The sequence below is a fragment of the Salipiger sp. PrR002 genome (genome assembly GCF_010500775.1).
Lineage (GTDB): Bacteria > Pseudomonadota > Alphaproteobacteria > Rhodobacterales > Rhodobacteraceae > Salipiger.
This window is the reverse complement of sequence record NZ_JAAGOU010000051.1, coordinates 1-17091: the sequence shown is the minus strand read 5'-3', so window position 1 is coordinate 17091 and position 17091 is coordinate 1. Positions and strand designations below refer to the sequence as shown.

29 protein-coding genes are annotated in these 17091 nt (G+C 61.7%); 1 reads left to right on the top strand and 28 read right to left on the bottom strand.

Going from position 1 to position 17091, the window contains the following annotated elements; all coding sequences use genetic code 11:
- Positions 1-314 precede the first annotated feature (314 nt).
- The 4 genes from rplQ to rpsM all read right to left on the bottom strand — a co-directional run bounded on the left by rplQ (position 315) and on the right by rpsM (position 2764).
- On the bottom strand, positions 315-740 hold the full coding sequence (gene rplQ / locus G0A00_RS25140) for a 50S ribosomal protein L17 (RefSeq protein ID WP_164185219.1): 426 nt from the start codon (positions 738-740) through the stop codon (positions 315-317).
- A 117-nt stretch (positions 741-857) separates the two neighbouring features.
- The gene (locus G0A00_RS25135; RefSeq protein WP_164185221.1) at positions 858-1874 is read right to left on the bottom strand and encodes a DNA-directed RNA polymerase subunit alpha; all 1017 of its coding nucleotides are present in this window, start codon (positions 1872-1874) and stop codon (positions 858-860) included.
- 115 nt (positions 1875-1989) lie between these two features.
- On the bottom strand, positions 1990-2382 hold the full coding sequence (gene rpsK / locus G0A00_RS25130; protein WP_066104130.1) for a 30S ribosomal protein S11: 393 nt from the start codon (positions 2380-2382) through the stop codon (positions 1990-1992).
- A gap of 13 nt (positions 2383-2395) precedes the next feature.
- On the bottom strand, positions 2396-2764 hold the full coding sequence (gene rpsM, locus G0A00_RS25125) for a 30S ribosomal protein S13 (protein WP_066104127.1): 369 nt from the start codon (positions 2762-2764) through the stop codon (positions 2396-2398).
- Between the two features lie 321 nt (positions 2765-3085).
- On the opposite strand from rpsM, the gene G0A00_RS25120 reads away from it, so the two are divergent.
- Positions 3086-3478 carry a BLUF domain-containing protein gene (locus G0A00_RS25120; protein ID WP_164185222.1) on the top strand — a complete coding sequence of 131 codons (393 nt, stop codon included), beginning with the start codon at positions 3086-3088 and terminating at the stop codon, positions 3476-3478.
- 114 nt (positions 3479-3592) lie between these two features.
- Here the strand turns inward: G0A00_RS25120 and G0A00_RS25115 are convergent, their stop codons facing one another.
- The 24 genes from G0A00_RS25115 to rpsJ form a co-directional block, all read right to left on the bottom strand.
- The gene (locus tag G0A00_RS25115; RefSeq protein WP_164185224.1) at positions 3593-4234 is read right to left on the bottom strand and encodes an adenylate kinase; all 642 of its coding nucleotides are present in this window, start codon (positions 4232-4234) and stop codon (positions 3593-3595) included.
- The gene (gene secY / locus G0A00_RS25110) at positions 4231-5595 is read right to left on the bottom strand and encodes a preprotein translocase subunit SecY (protein WP_066104115.1); all 1365 of its coding nucleotides are present in this window, start codon (positions 5593-5595) and stop codon (positions 4231-4233) included. The genes G0A00_RS25115 and secY overlap by 4 nt, the downstream gene beginning before the upstream one ends.
- A gap of 109 nt (positions 5596-5704) precedes the next feature.
- Positions 5705-6169 (bottom strand): 50S ribosomal protein L15, encoded by a 465-nt coding sequence (rplO, locus tag G0A00_RS25105; protein WP_066104110.1) that lies wholly within the window; start codon positions 6167-6169, stop codon positions 5705-5707.
- A 334-nt stretch (positions 6170-6503) separates the two neighbouring features.
- The gene (rpmD, locus tag G0A00_RS25100) at positions 6504-6692 is read right to left on the bottom strand and encodes a 50S ribosomal protein L30 (RefSeq protein WP_066104107.1); all 189 of its coding nucleotides are present in this window, start codon (positions 6690-6692) and stop codon (positions 6504-6506) included.
- A 5-nt stretch (positions 6693-6697) separates the two neighbouring features.
- Entirely contained in the window at positions 6698-7273 is a 576-nt protein-coding gene (rpsE, locus tag G0A00_RS25095) for a 30S ribosomal protein S5 (protein WP_066104105.1), read from the bottom strand.
- A 205-nt stretch (positions 7274-7478) separates the two neighbouring features.
- The gene (rplR, locus tag G0A00_RS25090; RefSeq protein ID WP_164185226.1) at positions 7479-7841 is read right to left on the bottom strand and encodes a 50S ribosomal protein L18; all 363 of its coding nucleotides are present in this window, start codon (positions 7839-7841) and stop codon (positions 7479-7481) included.
- A gap of 11 nt (positions 7842-7852) precedes the next feature.
- Positions 7853-8386, bottom strand: a complete 534-nt coding sequence (gene rplF / locus G0A00_RS25085) for a 50S ribosomal protein L6 (RefSeq protein WP_164185228.1) — start codon at positions 8384-8386, stop codon at positions 7853-7855.
- Positions 8387-8396: 10 nt separating this feature from the next.
- Positions 8397-8789: a 30S ribosomal protein S8 gene (gene rpsH / locus G0A00_RS25080; RefSeq protein ID WP_066104096.1), complete on the bottom strand. Its 393-nt coding sequence runs from the start codon at positions 8787-8789 to the stop codon at positions 8397-8399.
- A gap of 12 nt (positions 8790-8801) precedes the next feature.
- Complete coding sequence (gene rpsN / locus G0A00_RS25075; RefSeq protein ID WP_066104093.1) at positions 8802-9107, bottom strand: 30S ribosomal protein S14; 306 nt, start codon at positions 9105-9107, stop codon at positions 8802-8804.
- A gap of 12 nt (positions 9108-9119) precedes the next feature.
- The gene (gene rplE, locus G0A00_RS25070) at positions 9120-9680 is read right to left on the bottom strand and encodes a 50S ribosomal protein L5 (protein WP_164185230.1); all 561 of its coding nucleotides are present in this window, start codon (positions 9678-9680) and stop codon (positions 9120-9122) included.
- Positions 9673-9984, bottom strand: coding sequence for a 50S ribosomal protein L24 (rplX, locus tag G0A00_RS25065; RefSeq protein WP_066104086.1), 312 nt, complete (start codon positions 9982-9984; stop codon positions 9673-9675). Before rplX ends, rplE begins: the two co-directional genes overlap by 8 nt.
- Positions 9984-10352 (bottom strand): 50S ribosomal protein L14, encoded by a 369-nt coding sequence (rplN, locus tag G0A00_RS25060; protein ID WP_023851005.1) that lies wholly within the window; start codon positions 10350-10352, stop codon positions 9984-9986. The genes rplX and rplN overlap by 1 nt, the downstream gene beginning before the upstream one ends.
- Before the next feature lie 115 nt (positions 10353-10467).
- Positions 10468-10698 carry a 30S ribosomal protein S17 gene (gene rpsQ, locus G0A00_RS25055; protein WP_066104083.1) on the bottom strand — a complete coding sequence of 77 codons (231 nt, stop codon included), beginning with the start codon at positions 10696-10698 and terminating at the stop codon, positions 10468-10470.
- A 13-nt stretch (positions 10699-10711) separates the two neighbouring features.
- Entirely contained in the window at positions 10712-10918 is a 207-nt protein-coding gene (gene rpmC / locus G0A00_RS25050) for a 50S ribosomal protein L29 (RefSeq protein WP_066104080.1), read from the bottom strand.
- A 207-nt stretch (positions 10919-11125) separates the two neighbouring features.
- Positions 11126-11746, bottom strand: coding sequence for a 2OG-Fe(II) oxygenase family protein (locus G0A00_RS25045; protein ID WP_066104077.1), 621 nt, complete (start codon positions 11744-11746; stop codon positions 11126-11128).
- A 118-nt stretch (positions 11747-11864) separates the two neighbouring features.
- Positions 11865-12278: a 50S ribosomal protein L16 gene (gene rplP, locus G0A00_RS25040; RefSeq protein ID WP_066104074.1), complete on the bottom strand. Its 414-nt coding sequence runs from the start codon at positions 12276-12278 to the stop codon at positions 11865-11867.
- 13 nt (positions 12279-12291) lie between these two features.
- Positions 12292-13002, bottom strand: a complete 711-nt coding sequence (gene rpsC / locus G0A00_RS25035) for a 30S ribosomal protein S3 (RefSeq protein WP_066104071.1) — start codon at positions 13000-13002, stop codon at positions 12292-12294.
- Positions 13002-13382, bottom strand: coding sequence for a 50S ribosomal protein L22 (gene rplV / locus G0A00_RS25030; protein ID WP_066104068.1), 381 nt, complete (start codon positions 13380-13382; stop codon positions 13002-13004). Before rplV ends, rpsC begins: the two co-directional genes overlap by 1 nt.
- Before the next feature lie 3 nt (positions 13383-13385).
- A complete protein-coding gene (gene rpsS / locus G0A00_RS25025; protein ID WP_066104065.1) occupies positions 13386-13664 on the bottom strand; it encodes a 30S ribosomal protein S19 in 279 nt (92 codons plus the stop codon).
- Between the two features lie 3 nt (positions 13665-13667).
- Positions 13668-14510: a 50S ribosomal protein L2 gene (gene rplB, locus G0A00_RS25020; RefSeq protein ID WP_164185232.1), complete on the bottom strand. Its 843-nt coding sequence runs from the start codon at positions 14508-14510 to the stop codon at positions 13668-13670.
- 343 nt (positions 14511-14853) lie between these two features.
- Entirely contained in the window at positions 14854-15150 is a 297-nt protein-coding gene (locus G0A00_RS25015) for a 50S ribosomal protein L23 (RefSeq protein WP_066104059.1), read from the bottom strand.
- Positions 15147-15764 carry a 50S ribosomal protein L4 gene (rplD, locus tag G0A00_RS25010; protein ID WP_066104056.1) on the bottom strand — a complete coding sequence of 206 codons (618 nt, stop codon included), beginning with the start codon at positions 15762-15764 and terminating at the stop codon, positions 15147-15149. Before rplD ends, G0A00_RS25015 begins: the two co-directional genes overlap by 4 nt.
- Positions 15761-16486: a 50S ribosomal protein L3 gene (gene rplC, locus G0A00_RS25005; protein WP_083191199.1), complete on the bottom strand. Its 726-nt coding sequence runs from the start codon at positions 16484-16486 to the stop codon at positions 15761-15763. Before rplC ends, rplD begins: the two co-directional genes overlap by 4 nt.
- A gap of 11 nt (positions 16487-16497) precedes the next feature.
- Positions 16498-16803, bottom strand: coding sequence for a 30S ribosomal protein S10 (rpsJ, locus tag G0A00_RS25000; RefSeq protein WP_066104052.1), 306 nt, complete (start codon positions 16801-16803; stop codon positions 16498-16500).
- Positions 16804-17091 lie beyond the last annotated feature (288 nt).

The following is a 17091-nucleotide window of genomic DNA, read 5'->3' as shown; positions in this document are numbered from 1 at the left end:
TGATCTCGAGCGGTTTGCCGGCTTCCAGCGCCACGGCTGCACGGGTTCTCATGTCTCTGTCCTTCCTAAAGGGAATGCGGTTGTCCGCACCTAGCTTTGGCTTTCCTTCTGCCGCAAGCAGTTATGCGCCCTTTCGCGGAATTTTCACGACACGCCCCGGTTTTCATTGTTCAACAAATACGCAGCCCGCCACCCTGTCCGCGCTTTCATCTTTCCCCAAATACTCACCGCCATCCGCCGCGACAGGCGCGGCGCAAAAGAAAAGGGCCCCACCGTCTCCGGCAGGGCCCAGTCTCTCCGGTGGAGAGGATATCTTATTCGGCGTCTGCCAGAGCCTCTTCGGCTTCGAGGCGCGCTTTGTCGGCTGCGCCTTTGGCTGCGACGTCGCGGTCGACGAACTCGATGATCGCCATCGGCGCCATGTCACCATAGCGGAAGCCGGCTTTCAGGATGCGGACGTAGCCGCCCTGACGCTCAGCGTAGCGCGGGCCAAGCACTTCGAAGAGCTTCGCAACGTGCATGTCCTGCTTGAGCTGCGCAGCAGCCTGACGGCGGGCGTGGACGTCGCCGCGCTTGCCGAGGGTGATGAGCTTTTCCACCACGCGGCGCAGTTCTTTCGCCTTGGGCAGGGTGGTTTTGATCTGCTCATGCTCGATGAGCGAGCCGGCCATGTTTGCCCACAGCGCCTTGCGGTGCTCGTGGGTACGGTTCAGGCGGCGGTAACCTTTAGCGTGACGCATTTTCTATCTCCAGATACGTGTTTTGCTTTGTCCGGAACCCCATGCGTGCGGGGCCCTCTCCTTGGGGCGGAATTGCCCTTGTGTGAAAGGCGGGGTTTCCCCCGCCCCTCAGTTGGCTCAGAACTGGTCTTCCAGTTTCTTTGCCAGATCTTCGATGTTGTCCGGCGGCCAGTCCTCGACGTCCATGCCAAGGTGCAGACCCATGCCCGACAGCACTTCTTTGATCTCGTTCAGCGATTTGCGGCCGAAGTTCGGGGTGCGGAGCATCTCGGCTTCGGTCTTCTGGATGAGATCGCCGATGTAGACGATGTTGTCGTTCTTCAGGCAGTTCGCCGAACGCACCGACAGTTCCAGCTCGTCCACCTTCTTGAGAAGGAGCGGGTTGAACTCGAGACCATCGTCGTCGTCCTGACGGCCAGCGGATTCGGGCTCTTCGAAGTTGACGAAGATCGACAGCTGGTCCTGCAGGATGCGGGCGGCAAATGCGATCGCGTCCTCGGGAGTCACCGAACCATCGGTTTCGATCTTCATGGTCAGCTTGTCGTAGTCCAGAACCTGACCTTCACGGGTCGGCTGCACGTCGTAGGCGACTTTCTTGACCGGCGAGTAGATCGCGTCGATCGGGATAAGGCCGATCGGTGCGTCTTCGGGCTTGTTCTTGTCAGCCGAGACGTAGCCTTTGCCGGTGTTGACCGTCAGTTCCACGTAGAAATCCGCGCCCTCGTCGAGGTGGCAGATCACGTGATCCTTGTTCAGCACTTCGATGCCGGCGGTTTCGGCGATATCGGCAGCCGTCACCACGCCCGGACCTTTGGCGGTCAGGGACAAGCGCTTGGGGCCTTCGACTTCCATGCGGAGAGCCACACCCTTAAGGTTCAGGATGATGTCGGTGACATCTTCCCGCACGCCGGCGACCGACGAGAACTCGTGCAGAACGTTGTCGATCTGCACCGAAGTGATTGCCGCGCCCTGAAGGCTCGACAGCAGGACCCGACGCAGCGCGTTGCCGAGGGTCAGGCCGAAACCACGCTCGAGCGGCTCGGCGACGAGGGTCGCAACGCGGGTAGGATCGGCGCCGGGGCGAACCTCCAGCTGGGTCGGCTTGATAAGTTCAGCCCAGTTCTTGTGGATCATGCGTCCCTCCATTCCAGTCCGCGCCCCATGTCCAAAGGCGCAGACGCCCGAGGTTAAAATGACGAAGGCAGGGCCCCGCACGCATGGCAGGGCCCCACCCGATAAGTTGATGCGATCAGACGCGACGACGCTTCGGCGGGCGGCAGCCGTTGTGTGCAATCGGCGTCACGTCACGGATCGACGTGATGTTGAAGCCAGCAGCTGCCAGAGCGCGCAGAGCCGATTCACGACCCGAACCGGGGCCCTGAACTTCGACTTCCAGCGTCTTCACACCATGTTCCTGAGCCTTGCGGCCTGCATCTTCGGCGGCGAGCTGAGCAGCATAAGGGGTCGACTTACGCGAGCCCTTGAAGCCCATGGTGCCGGCGGACGACCAGGAGATCGCATTGCCTTGCACGTCCGAGATCAGGATCTTGGTGTTGTTGAACGACGAGTTAACATGCGCCACGCCTGCGGCGATGTTCTTGGAGACCTTCTTCTTGCCTCCGCGACGGGTATCACGTGCCATTGGTCAGCCTCCCTTATTTCTTCTTGCCTGCGATGGGCTTTGCGGGGCCCTTGCGCGTGCGAGCGTTGGTGTGAGTCCGCTGACCGCGGACCGGGAGGTTGCGACGGTGACGCAGGCCACGGTAGCAGCCAAGGTCCATCAGGCGCTTGATGTTCATCTGCGTTTCGCGACGCAGGTCACCTTCGACGGTGTAGTTCGCGTCGATGTGCTCACGGATCGCCAGAACTTCGGCGTCCGACAGCTCGTTCACACGACGGGTTGCGTCGATGTTCACGGCTTCGCAGATGGCTTTGGCGGAGGTGTCGCCGATACCGGTGATGTAAGTCAGGGCGATCGGCACCCGCTTATGGGTCGGGATGTTAACGCCGGCAATACGTGCCAAGTGTCTATTCCTTTCGTTGCGGTTCCGTAGCTCCAGAACCTTTTTTCACAACATGAGCCCGAGGCACGAAGGCGCCGCCGGGCTGTCCGCTGATGAGGTGATCTGCAAGGCAGGCGAAGCCAGCCCAACAAATTGAGTCTCTATAAGAGATGGGAGTGGGTATGAGGATTCGTAAGGGTCGTCAAGACCCATTCGGGAACCATTCTCGATCCCCATCGTTTACAGTCTCATGCAGGTCACGACAACCCTTCCCCAAGTCCCCGGCAGCCACCCTGCCCTCTCTTTTCACAGCGCGCAACCCCGCGTGAGCGAGGCGCATCAATGATTTACCAGTTGCTCTACACCAGCCGGTCGCTGTTCCCGCGGCGGCATCCTTCGGACGTGGACATCATGACCAAGGCCTTGGATCGCAATCTGATCCTCGGGGTGACCGGTTGTCTGCTACGCGAGGAAGGCGGATTCTGTCAGGTGCTTGAAGGGGCGCGCAGCACAGTGCGGGGCCTGTTCGAGGAGATCCGTCAGGACAGCCGCCATTTTTCGGTGGTCGAGCGGGTGAACCGGCAGGTCACCGAGCGCATGTTCCCACGCTGGTCGATGGCCTATGGCACCTTGTCGCTGGAGGATCGGGCGTATCTTACGCGCCTCTACGCCCAAGAGGGGCGGAACCTCTCGGTGGCCTTTGCCCGGGTGCAGCGGATCGCTGGGGCGGCCTGAGGCGGTTCTATATGAGGCGGGGAAGAAGGTGGGGGCTCTGCCCCCGTCCGCTGGCGCGGACTCCCCCGGGATATTTCCGCCAAGAGGAAGGCAGAACCCCGGAGGAGAAAAGGCTCAGTCGAGCTTGGCTGCGATGGCGGCTTTGACGTCGCCGATCTCGCCCAGACCATCCACGCGGGAGTGCTGCCCCTTTGCGTAGTAATAGCCGATCAGCGGCGAGGTCTGCTTGTAGTACTCCATCAGGCGCTTCTGCAGCGCCTGCGCGTTGTCGTCGGCTCGGCGCTTGAACTCGGTGCCGCCGCAGTTGGAGCATTTGCCATCGGCCGGGATCGGCTTGGTCAGGTCGTTGTAGACCTCACCACAGGATCCGCAGGTCGAGCGCGCGGTGATCCGCTCCACCAGCGCATCGTCGTTCACTCGAAGCTCGACCACGTGATCCAGCGTCTGGCCCTGCTCTTCGAGCAAGTCCGCCAGCGCATCCGCCTGCTTCAGCGTGCGCGGGAAGCCGTCGAAGATATAGCCGGCGGTGGGGTTCGCCTCGAGCTTTTCGCGGATCAGGCCGATGACGATCTCGTCGGTGACAAGCTCGCCACGCGCCATAACGTCGGCGACCTTGTTACCCATCTCGGTGCCGCTGTCCTTTGCCTCGCGCAGCATGTCGCCGGTCGAGAGCTGGATCATGCCGCGCTCTTCCACGAGGATCCGGGCCTGGGTGCCCTTGCCTGCGCCGGGCGGTCCAAGAAGAATGATGTTCATCGCCGTGCGGGTCCCTTCCGTTTGCGTGCCTTACCCTTACCGCGCAGCTGCGATTTCTGGATAAGACCTTCGTATTGATGTGCGAGCAGGTGGCTTTGAACCTGCTGGATCGTGTCCATCGTCACCGAGACCACGATGAGCACCGAGGTGCCGCCGAAGTAGAACGGGATGGCGAACTGCGAGCGCAGGACCTCGGGCAGCAGACAGACCGCCGTCAGATAGGCTGCGCCCAGCACCAGCACCCGGTTGACCACATATTCGAGGTGCTCGGCGGTTTTCTTGCCCGGACGGATCCCGGGAATGAAGCCGTTCTGGTTCTTCAGGTTGTCGGCCACTTCGTCGGTCTTGAACGACACGTTGTGCGTGTAGAAATAGGCGAAGAAGATGATCATGGCTGCGAAGAACAGCAGGTAGAGCGGCTGACCCGGGCCAAAGTAGGCGAGGATCGTCGACATGATCGGACCGGTGGAGCCAGCTTGGCTGAAGGTCGCGATCGTCGTCGGCAGCAGCAGCAGCGAGCTGGCGAAGATCGCCGGGATCACGCCCGCCGGGTTCACCTTGATCGGCAGGTGCGATTGCTGCGCTTCGGTCATCCGCATGCCGACCTGACGGCGCGGGTATTGGATGGTGATCTTGCGCAGGGCGCGTTCCATGAACACCACGAACATGATCACCGCGACGACCATGACGATCACGCCGATAATCAGCGCCGGCGAGATGGCGCCCGAGCGGCCCGAGGCGAAGAACTGTGCCAGCGCCGCCGGAATCTCGGCGATGATGCCCACGAAGATGATGAGAGAGATGCCGTTGCCGATGCCGCGGGCGGTAATCTGTTCACCCAGCCACATCAGGAACATCGTGCCGCCCACAAGGGTGATCACCACGGCGGCACGGAAGTACCAGCCCGGATCATGGGCGAGATCGCCCGCCTCAAGGCTCACCGCAAGCCCGTAGGCCTGGAACAGCGCCAGAGCGACCGTGCCGTAGCGGGTGTACTGGTTGATCTTCTTGCGGCCCTGCTCGCCTTCTTTCTTCAGCTGCTCAAGCGCCGGCACCATGGCCGTCAGCAGCTGAACGATGATCGAGGCAGAGATATAGGGCATGATGCCGAGGGCGAAGATGCCCATCCGTCCCAGCGCGCCACCGGTGAACATGGAGACCATGCCGCCGATGCCCTGACCGGCCTGCTCCATGAACTGGCGCAGCGCGGCGCCGTCGATGCCCGGAACGGGGATATATGTGCCGAGTCGGTAGACGATCAGCAGCCCCAACGTAAAGAAGATACGGTTGCGAAGGTCCGTCGCCTTGCCAAGCGCCGCCCAGCTGGTGTTGGCGGCCATTTGTTCCACAGCGGATGCCATGAGGGTCCTCTCTCAGACGAAACGCCGCCGGGGCGCTTTCCGGCTCCGGCGGCGTTCGTGGAAAACGTGGGGCCTTATGTAAGCGGCACGGCGGCCGCTCACAACCCGCTTATTCGGCCGCGGCTGCGGTCTTGAGCGCGCCACCTGCCTTCTCGACCGCCTCGACAGCGGCTTTCGAAGCACCGGTCACGTCGATGGTCAGAGCGGAGGTCACTTCGCCCTTCGCCAGAACGCGGATGCCGTCGAGCTTGCGGCGCACGAGGCCGGAGGTCACCAGCGTGTCTTCGTTGATCGAAGCGGCGTCGAGTTTGCCGGCTTCCACGAATTTCTGGATCAGGCCGAGGTTGACCACGGCGTAGGACTTCCGGTTCGGCTTGTTGAAGCCACGCTTGGGAAGACGCTGGTAGAGCGGCATCTGGCCGCCTTCGTAGCCGTTGATGGCCACACCCGAACGCGATTTCTGGCCTTTGATACCACGGCCACCCATCTTGCCTTTGCCCGAACCCGGGCCACGGCCGATGCGCTTCTTCGTACGGGTTGCGCCTTCGTTGTCGCGAAGTTCATGAAGTTTCATTGTCGCTTCTCCTTGCCGGATGTGCCCCCCAGCGACGGATGGGGCAAACGCGGCATGCATGTTTTCGGAATCGGTGACGCGGATTCGTAGAACCCGGCCACCGGGGGCGTATAGCGCCCGATACGGCGCGGTGCAAGGGCAGTGACCTGCCGCCCGGGTCGCAGCGCTGAAGTATGGCTTCGGAACTGTTGCGAATTGGTTACCGCGAGCAGCCTTCGAAGGCTGCTCCACATCTCTTGCAAGAGCTGTGTCCCCTGCCCCGCACCCGTCGCACAAAAGAAAACGCCCCGGCATGAGGTCCGGGGCGTTTCCGAGATTGGCAAAGAGAGACGGCTCAGCCGCGCTCTTCGATGATCTCGACCAGGTGCGGGATCTTGCGGACCATGCCGCGCACGGCGGGGGTGTCCTCAAGCTCGCGGGTCTTGTTCATCTTGTTCAGGCCCAGGCCGATCAGCGTCTGGCGCTGCACGGCGGGGCGACGGATCGGCGAGCCGATCTGCTTCACAACGATGGTCTTAGCCATGGGTCTCAGGCCTCCTCAGCCACTTGCGACGATTCCGCGGGGGCCTCGTCACGCTTGGGGAGGATGTCGGCGACCTTTTTGCCACGACGCTGTGCGACGCTGCGGGGCGAGTTCACCTTCTCCAGCGCGTTCAGGGTAGCGCGGATCATGTTGTAGGGGTTCTGCGAACCGATCGACTTGGCGACCACATCGTGCACGCCGAGCATCTCGAACACGGCACGCATCGGACCACCGGCGATGATCCCGGTACCGGTCGGTGCGGTGCGCATCACCACACGGCCAGCGCCGTGACGGCCTTCGATGTCGTGGTGCAGCGTGCGGCCTTCGCGCAGCGGCACGCGAATCATTTTGCGCTTCGCTTGCTCGGTCGCCTTACGGATGGCCTCGGGGACCTCCTTGGCCTTACCTTTGCCGAAGCCCACGCGGCCCTTCTGGTCGCCGACGACGACGAGCGCGGCAAAGCCGAAACGCTTACCGCCTTTGACGGTCTTCGACACACGGTTGATCGCGACAAGGCGATCGGCGAATTCCGGAGCTTCGTCGCGCTCGCGACGGTTCCGGCGGTTCTCACGTTCTGCCATCTGGCATCCTTTTCTCAGGTTGGCGCGTGGCGGTTCAGGCCGGAGCCCGTGCCGCATCGGCACCGTTTGGTCCAATCCAGGTGATCGACGCGCCAAGCGGGCCGTGATCCCGGATCATCGAGGCGTTGCCGCCTGCAAAAGCGCAAGGCGGGACGAGCCCGCCTTGCGTGTTTCGATCCTGCGGCGGGCTGACCCGCCGCCAAGATCAGATTTTCAGGCCTGCTTCGCGGGCTGCGTCGGCCAGAGCCTTGACGCGACCGTGATACAGGAAACCACCGCGGTCGAAGTAAGCTTCTTCGATGCCGGCTTTCTTGGCGCGTTCGGCGATTGCCGCACCCACCTTCTGAGCCGCGTCGATGTTCGCGCCGTTGCCGGTCACGCCCAGATCCTTCTCCATCGAGGAGGCGGAGGCCAGGGTCACACCGCGAACGTCGTCGATCAGCTGAACGCTGATGTTCTTGTTCGAGCGGAACACCGAGAGGCGCACGCGACCGGCGTTGGACTTGCGAAGCTTGTTCCGGACGCGCAGGCGGCGCTTGAGGAACAGTTCCCGTTTGCTGAGTGCCATTTTCTGCGTCCTTACTTCTTCTTGCCTTCCTTGGCGAAGATGTATTCGCCTTTGTAGCGAATACCCTTGCCTTTGTAGGGCTCGGGGCGGCGCCAGTCGCGGATGTTCGCCGCAACCTGACCAACCTGCTGTGCATCATGACCTTCGATGATGATCTCGGTCGGCTTCGGCGTGGTCACCGTGATGCCTTGCGGGATGTCGAAGTTCACATCGTGGCTGTAGCCGAGGTTCAGCTTCAGGATCGAGCCCTGGACCGCGGCGCGGTAACCCACACCCTGGATCTCAAGCTCTTTCTTGAAGGTGTTCTGAACACCGTGGACCATGTTCGCAACAACGGTACGGGACATGCCCCACTGCTGACGCGCGCGCTTGGAGTTCCCGCGCGGCGTCACGGTGATGACATTGTCTTCGACCGCGATGGTCACATCGTCGGTAGCGTTGAAGGTCTGGGTCCCTTTCGGGCCCTTCACTTCGACGGTCTGACCGGAGACGGATGCAGAGACACCCGACGGCAGCTCGACCGGTTTTTTCCCAATACGAGACATGAGTCCCTCCTTAGAATACCGTGCAGAGCACCTCGCCGCCGACATTGGCAGCGCGGGCGTTTGCGTCCGACATCACGCCTTTGGGCGTGCTGACAATCGAGACACCCAGGCCCTGACGGACCTGCGGGATGTCGCTCACGCCCATGTACACACGGCGGCCCGGCTTCGACACCCGCTTCAGTTCGCGGATGACGGGGGTGCCGTCGAAGTACTTCAGGCTGATCTCGAGCGTCGGGTGACCGTTTACGTCGGTGCCCTTCTCGTAGCCGCGGATGAAACCTTCGTCCGCCAGCACGTCGAGAACCCAAGCGCGCAGTTTGGAAGCCGGGGTCGAAACGACCGACTTGCCGCGCATCTGGGAGTTACGGATACGGGTGAGCATATCGCCGATAGGATCGTTCATCTCATACCCTCCTTACCAGCTCGATTTCACGAGACCGGGTGCCAGGCCGTTCGAGCCGAGTTCGCGCAGGGCGATACGGCTGACCTTGAGCTTCCGGTAATACGCGTGCGGACGACCGGTCAGCTGGCAACGGTTGTGCAGACGGGTCGGCGAGGAGTTGCGCGGCAGTTTCGCCAGATCAAGGCGAGCCTTGAAACGCTCTTCCATCGGCTTGGTTTCGTCGTTCGCGATCTCTTTCAGAGCGGCACGCTTGGCGGCATACTGTTCCACCAGCTTCTGACGCTTCTTTTCGCGTTCGATCATGGATTTCTTAGCCATGTGTCTCGCTCCTCAGGCGTTGAAGGGCATGTTGAAATGCTTCAACAGCGCCTTGGCTTCCGCGTCGGTTGCGGCGGTGGTCGTGATGATCACGTCGATACCCCAAACCTCATCGACTTTGTCGAATTCGATTTCCGGGAACACGATGTGCTCCTTGATGCCCATGGCGAAGTTGCCACGGCCGTCGAAGGACGGCTTCACACCACGGAAGTCGCGGATACGCGGCATCGCGATGTTGATCAGACGATCGAGGAAGTCGTACATCCGGTCACCACGAAGCGTGACCTTGGCACCGAGCGGCATGTCTTCACGGACGCGGAAGCCGGCGATCGACTTCTTTGCCTTGGTGGTGACGGCCAGCTGACCAGCGATCTTGGTCAGGTCTTCCTGAGCCGATTTCGCCTTTTTGGAGTCGCGCACGGCTTCTGCACCGCAGCCGATGTTCAGAACGATTTTATCCAGCGAAGGGATCTGCATGTCGTTCTTGTAGCCGAACTCTTCTTTCAGAGCGGCTTTGATCGTCTCGCGGAACTGCGTCTTGAGACGCGGCGTGTAGGTCGCGGTATCAAGCATCGATCACGTCTCCCGTGGTCTTGGCGAAGCGGACCTTCTTGTCACCTTCCATACGGAAGCCGACGCGGGTTGCTTTGCCGTTGGCATCGACGATCGCCAGGTTCGACAGGTCGATCGGCATCGCCTTCGGCGTGCGGCCGCCCTGCTCGGTCTGCGACTGGCGCTGGTGACGGATGGCCATGTTCACGCCACCGACAACTGCCTTGCCACCTTTGGGATCGACGGACTCGATGGTGCCGGTCTTGCCTTTGTCCTTGCCGGACAGGACGACGACCTTGTCACCTTTACGGAGTTTAGCAGCCATTACAGCACCTCCGGAGCGAGCGAGATGATCTTCATGAAGTTCTTCGCGCGCAGTTCGCGAACCACCGGCCCGAAAATACGGGTACCAACAGGCTCGCCCGCGTTGTTCAGGATGACGGCCGCGTTGCGGTCGAAGCGGATCGACGTGCCATCTTCACGACGAACTTCCTTGGCGGTGCGCACGACGACGGCCTTACGGACGTCACCTTTTTTCACGCGGCCGCGCGGAATGGCCTCTTTCACCGAGACGACGATGATGTCGCCGACCGATGCGTAGCGGCGATGCGAGCCGCCGAGGACCTTGATGCACTGAACTTTCCGGGCACCGGAATTGTCAGCAACATCCAGATTGGTCTGCATCTGGATCATTTGGTTTCTCCCGACCTTTGGGGGTTGTTCTTGGTCTACCCCCCAGGGTTTCGATGATGCTGAGCACCATCGCAGGAAAAGCGCATGCCCCGGTCGTTAGACCGAGGCTAGACGCTTATTCTGCGATGACTTCCCAGCGCTTCGTCTTCGACTTGGGCGCGCATTCGATGATGCGGACCGTATCGCCAACGGCGAACTTGCCGGCCTCGTCATGGGCACGGTATTTCTTCGACTTACGAATGGTCTTTTGCATGACCGGGTGCTTGAAGCGACGCTCGACCGAAACGGTGACGGTCTGTGCGTTTGCCGTGGAGGTCACGGTGCCTTGCAGGATACGCTTGGGCATTACTTAGCCTCCCTTACTCGGTTGCGGCCGCGCCAGCGGCTTTTTGGTTCAGCACGGTGTTGACGCGGGCAACGTCGCGGCGCACCTGACGGATGCGGGCGGTGTTCTCGAGTGCGCCGGTCGCTTTCTGGAAGCGCAGGTTGAACGCTTCCTTTTTCAGCGCGACGAGCTCGTCCCGGAGCTGGTCCGGGGTCTTGTTCGCAAGTTCTTTGGCGTCCATAAGGTCGCTCCTTCGTTTCAACATCACCGGAGAGCCCCGTCGTTATGCGGGTCACCCTGATTCCCGGTGGAGGTGGATGAGCGCGCGATATAGGCCAGATTCCAGAGCATGACAACCCTGTAAAACAAGGGCCCGCGCGCATGGCTGGGTTGCCCTAGCTGGGGTCTCAGACGCGGACCCCAGCAGTGGTGGGGGCAGCCCCCCGGATCACTCCCACTTGTAGTTGAAGCTGACCGAGATGCGCTCGTCTTCGGACATGTTCATCGGCACCTCGTGGCGCAGCCAGCTCTCCCAGAGCAGCACGTCGCCCACTGCAGGGGCCTCGTAGATGAAGCTCTTGAGCTCTTCACGGCAGCCCTTGCGGCGCGTCGGAGCGGCCATCATCATCGGCAGCCGCGGGTCTTCCAGCTTCAGCGCGCTGGCACCATCGGGCATCGACACATAGGTGGTGCCGGAGATCACCGAATGCGGGTGGATGTGCGAGCTGTGGGTGCCGCCCTCGGGCAGGATGTTGATCCACAGATCCTCGAGCACCAGCGCCTTGTCACCAAGGTCGAACTCGAGGTCCTCGGCAAAGGCCGCCACGTGCTGATCCAGCGCTTTCACCAGATCGCCAAAGATCGGAAAGCGCCACGGCAGGTCGGTCAGCGACGCATAAGAGGTGTATCCCGGATAAGCGTTGTTCTCGCACCACTCCTGCCCGGCCTCGTCATCCTCGGCGATGGAATAGCACGAACCCTCAAGCTCATCGGCGTCGATCGCCGGATCGAACTCCGACAGCCGGGCGCGGTAGAGACGGGTCGCAAAGAGGGAACGGATCTGGGCCATGGCGCGGTCCTCTGTCCTGATGCGCAGCACAGGCCCCCCTGCCCCGCGCGGGATTGAAATGGAAAGCCCCCGCCGATTGCTCGGCGGGGGCCTTTTTCATGCGGTTATCCCGAAGGGATTACCAGTCCTCGCGAACCACGACGCGCGACTTGATCGGCAGTTTCATGGCCGCCAGACGCAGCGCCTCACGGGCGACGTCCTCGGGCACACCGTCGATCTCGAACATCACGCGGCCGGGCTTCACTTTGCAGGCCCAGAAATCCACGGAACCTTTACCCTTACCCATCCGGACTTCGGTGGGTTTGGAGGTCACGGGAGTGTCCGGGAAGATACGGATCCAGACCCGGCCCTGACGTTTCATGTGACGCGTCATCGCGCGGCGAGCCGCTTCGATTTGGCGAGCAGTCACACGCTCGGGCTGAAGAGCCTTCAGGCCGTAGTGGCCGAAGTTCAGGTCGGAACCGCCCTTGGCCTCACCCTTGATGCGGCCTTTGAACATCTTCCGGAATTTAGTGCGTTTCGGTTGAAGCATTTCTCAAACCTCCTCAGCGACGGCCGCCCATGGCGCCGCGCGGAGCCGGACCGTCTTGCAGTTCCTGCGACTTGCGATCGCGGGCTGCGGGGTCATGCTCCATGATCTCGCCTTTGAAGATCCAGACCTTGATCCCGATGATACCATAGGGGGTCGTGGCTTCTACGTGCGAGTAATCGATGTCGGCGCGCAGGGTGTGCAGGGGCACACGGCCTTCGCGATACCACTCAGTACGTGCGATCTCGGCACCGCCCAGACGACCAGCGACGTTCACCCGGATACCCAGGGCGCCCATACGCATTGCGTTCTGCACGGCACGCTTCATCGCGCGACGGAACGACACACGACGCTCGAGCTGCTGCGCGATGCTCTCACCCACGAGGCGGGCGTCGAGCTCGGGCTTGCGCACTTCAACGATGTTGAGGTGCAGCTCGCTGTCGGTCATCTTCGCCAGCTTCTTGCGCAGGACTTCGATGTCCGCGCCTTTCTTGCCGATGATGACGCCGGGGCGTGCGGTGTGGATCGTGACGCGGCACTTCTTGTGCGGACGCTCGATGATGATGCGGGCAACACCGGCCTGCTTGCACTCTTCGTGGAGGAATTCGCGGATTGCGATGTCTTCCAGAAGCAGATCACCATAGTCCTTGGTGTCGGCGTACCAGCGGCTGTCCCAGGTGCGGTTGACCTGGAGGCGCATGCCGATCGGATTGGTCTTGTTACCCATTAGGCTTGCTCCTCGACCTGACGCACCTTGATGGTGAGTTCCGAGAACGGCTTGTTGATGCGACCAAAGCGGCCACGTGCACGCGGACGACCGCGCTTCATCACAAGGTTCTTGCCCACATAGGCCTCGGCGACGACGAGCTCGTCAACGTCCAGACCGTGGTTGTTCTCGGCGTTCGCGATAGCGGACTGAAGGCATTTCTTCACGTCCACGGCGATCCGCTTTTTCGAGAAAGTCAGGTCCGTGAGAGCACGGTCGACCTTCTTACCGCGGATCAGCGCGGCCACCAGGTTCAGCTTCTGGGGCGAAGTGCGCAGCATGCGCAGCTTTGCCATCGCCTCGTTGTCCGCCACGCGGCGGGGATTCTTATCCTTGCCCATGGCTTACTTCCTCTTGGCTTTTTTGTCAGCCGCGTGACCGTAATAGGTCCGAGTCGGCGAGTACTCACCGAACTTCTGACCGATCATGTCTTCGGAGACGTTCACGGGAACATGCTTCTGGCCGTTGTAGACGCCAAACGTCAGACCCACGAACTGGGGCAGGATCGTCGAGCGGCGCGACCAGATTTTGATGACTTCGTTCTTGCCAGATTCGCGGACTTTCTCGGCCTTTTTCAGGACGTAGGCGTCGACGAACGGGCCTTTCCAAACAGAGCGCGTCATGGATTACCGCCCCTTCTTCTTGGCGTGGCGCGAGCGGATGATCAGCTTTTGCGACGCCTTGTTGGTGTTGCGGGTACGCTTGCCCTTGGTCGGCTTGCCCCACGGGGTCACCGGGTGACGACCACCCGAGGTACGACCCTCACCACCACCGTGCGGGTGGTCGATCGGGTTCATCACGACGCCGCGGACGCTCGGACGCTTGCCATAGTGGCGGTTACGACCGGCTTTACCGAGGTTCTGGTTCGAGTTGTCGGGGTTCGACACGGCACCGATGGTGGCCATGCATTCCTGACGAACCATGCGCAGTTCACCCGACGAGAGGCGGATCTGTGCGTAGCCACCGTCACGGCCGACGAACTGGGCGTAGGTGCCCGCGGCGCGTGCGATCTGACCGCCCTTGCCGGGCTTCAGTTCGATGTTGTGGACGATGGTACCGATCGGCATGCCCGAGAAGGGCATAGCGTTGCCGGGCTTGATGTCGGCCTTGGCCGACGCGATCACGCGGTCGCCGATGGCGAGGCGCTGCGGGGCCAGGATGTAGGCCTGCTCGCCGTCGTCATACTGAACCAGTGCGATGAACGCGGTCCGGTTGGGGTCATATTCGATGCGGGCCACGGTGGCCGACACGTCGAACTTGTTCCGCTTGAAATCGACGATGCGATAGAGACGCTTTGCGCCACCGCCGCGGCGGCGTGCAGTGATCCGTCCGGTGTTGTTCCGGCCGCCCGACTTCGTCAGACCCTCGGTGAGGGCTTTGACGGGACGTCCTTTATACAGCTCCGAACGGTCGATCAGCACCAGCCCGCGCTGGCCCGGCGTCGTCGGCTTGTACGACTTAAGTGCCATGCTTTCTGTCTTCCGTTGTAATGCGACAGCACCCGCGTATCGGGTGTGCCGGAGTTTAGCCCCCCGAAGGTGGCCGGTTTAGAGGGCCCCGAAGGTCCCAGGCGATCTGTTCTTTCGAACAAAAGCGAAGCCCCGGACGAATCCGGGGCTCAGCGGATGGCCTGCTCTAGTCAAAGAGTCGATCAAGGTCAAGCGCAACCGCCGCCGCAAAGGGCCTCGAGGCCCTTATTTGCCGGGGTTTGGGGCGATTTCCGCCCTCCCCCGCCCGCCCGCGGAATGCAGCCGGGAATTGGAAAAGCCCCCGCCGAAGCGAGGGCTTTCCCGAACTTGCCGAAGGCAACGATCAGAGACCGGTGGTCACGTCGATCGTGTTGCCCTCTTCGAGGGTCACATAGGCCTTCTTGACGTCGTTCCGCTTGCCGATCTGGCCGCGGAAACGCTTGACCTTACCTTTGGTGATGGTGGTGTTCACCGATTTCACCTTCACGCCGAAGAGCGCCTCGACGGCCTCTTTGACTTGCGGTTTGGTCGAGTCGATCGCCACTTCGAAAACCACGGTGCCGTTCTCGCCGACCATGGTGGATTTCTCGGTGATGATCGGCTTGCGGATCACGTCGTAGTGTTGTGCCTTAGCGGTCATTTCAGTCGAGCCTCCAGAGCTTCGACACCCGCTTTGGTGAGCACGAGAGTGTCACGCTTGAGGATGTCATAAACGTTGGCGCCGACGGAGGGCAGCACGTCCAGACCGTCGATGTTTGCGGCGGCGCGGGCGAAGCCCTCGTTCACCGAAGCACCGTCGATCACCAGCGCGCGCTTCCAGCCCAGGCTCTTGACCTGTGCCGCCAGCGTCTTGGTTTTGCCATCGGTCTCCGCGGTGTCGATCACCACGAGCGAGCCGGTCTTGGCTTTTGCCGACAGAGCCAGCTTCAGGCCGAGTGCGCGCACCTTCTTGGGAAGGTCATGCGCGTGGCTGCGCGGGGTCGGACCCTTGTAGATACCACCCTTGCGGAAGATCGGCGCCTTGCGGGAGCCGTGGCGTGCGCCGCCGGTGCCCTTCTGGCGATAGATCTTCTTGGTCGAGTAGCTGACTTCCGAGCGGGTCTTGACCTTGTGCGTACCGGCTTGCGCCTTGTTACGCTGCCAGCGAACTACACGGTGCAGAATGTCGGCGCGCGGCTCGAGATCAAAGATCGCGTCCGTCAGCTCGACTTCGCCCGCGGCACCGCCGTCGAGTTTGATCACGTCGAGTTTCATTCGTCGCCTTCCTTCTTCTCAGCTTCGGCTTCAGCCGGAGCAGCAGCGGATTTCAGGGCAGCCGGCAGAGCAGCGTTCTCGGGGAACGGCTTTTTCACGGCGTCCTTGACAGTGACCCAGCCACCTTTCGAGCCCGGCACCGCGCCCTTGATCATGATGATGCCGCGGTCGGCATCGGTCTTCACGACCTGCAGGTTCTGCGTGGTGACGCGGACGGCACCCATGTGGCCGGCCATCTTCTTGCCTTTGAAGACTTTGCCCGGGTCCTGACACTGACCGGTCGAACCGTGCGAACGGTGCGAGATCGACACGCCGTGCGATGCGCGAAGACCACCGAAGTTGTGGCGCTTCATTGCACCGGCAAAGCCTTTACCGATGGTCGTGCCGGCAACGTCGACATACTGACCTTCGAAGTAGTGCTCTGCCGAGATCTCTTCGCCAACGGCGATGAGGTTCTCTGCATCAACGCGGAATTCCGCGATCTTCCGCTTCGGTTCCACCTTGGCCGCGGCGAAGTGACCACGCATGGCCTTCGACACGTTCTTGGCCTTTGCAGCACCGGCGCCGAGCTGAACGGCGCTGTAGCCGTCCTTGTCAGCGGTCCGCTGTGCGACGACCTGGCAACCTTCGAGTTGGAGGACGGTCACAGGGATCTGCTTGCCGTCTTCCATGAACAGCCGGGTCATGCCGACTTTCTTTGCGATAACTCCAGAGCGCAACATGATCTGCCCCCTTACACCTTGATCTCGACATCCACGCCGGCCGCGAGGTCGAGCTTCATCAGCGCGTCCACGGTCTGCGGGGTCGGATCTACGATGTCGAGAAGACGCTTGTGCGTACGAATCTCGAACTGATCGCGGGATTTCTTGTTCACGTGCGGGCCACGCAGAACAGTGAATTTCTCAATCTTGTTCGGCAGCGGGATCGGGCCGCGAACGGTAGCGCCGGTGCGCTTGGCGGTGTTCACGATTTCCTGCGTCGATGCATCGAGGACGCGGTAATCAAACGCCTTGAGCCGGATACGGATGTTCTGGTTCATCGAACAGTCCTATTTTGGCGTTAAGGTTGAGAGGAGGATGGACGCGCATCGCCGCACCCTCATCGAACCTAAAAGGCGGGGAATCACCCCGCCCTTCACGACCCTTGGGCCGTGGCGCGCATATACGGCTGAGAGCCTTGCTTGGCAAGCCCCAGCGCGCAGGCGCCGCATGGGTATTTCCGCAAGTCAGCCGTGCCGGGGCCACAGGCACCCACATCGACGAACCGCGGTTATGGAAAAAGGGCCGCCCTGAGGCGGCCCTTTCCCGATCTGCTGCCCGGCGTAGGT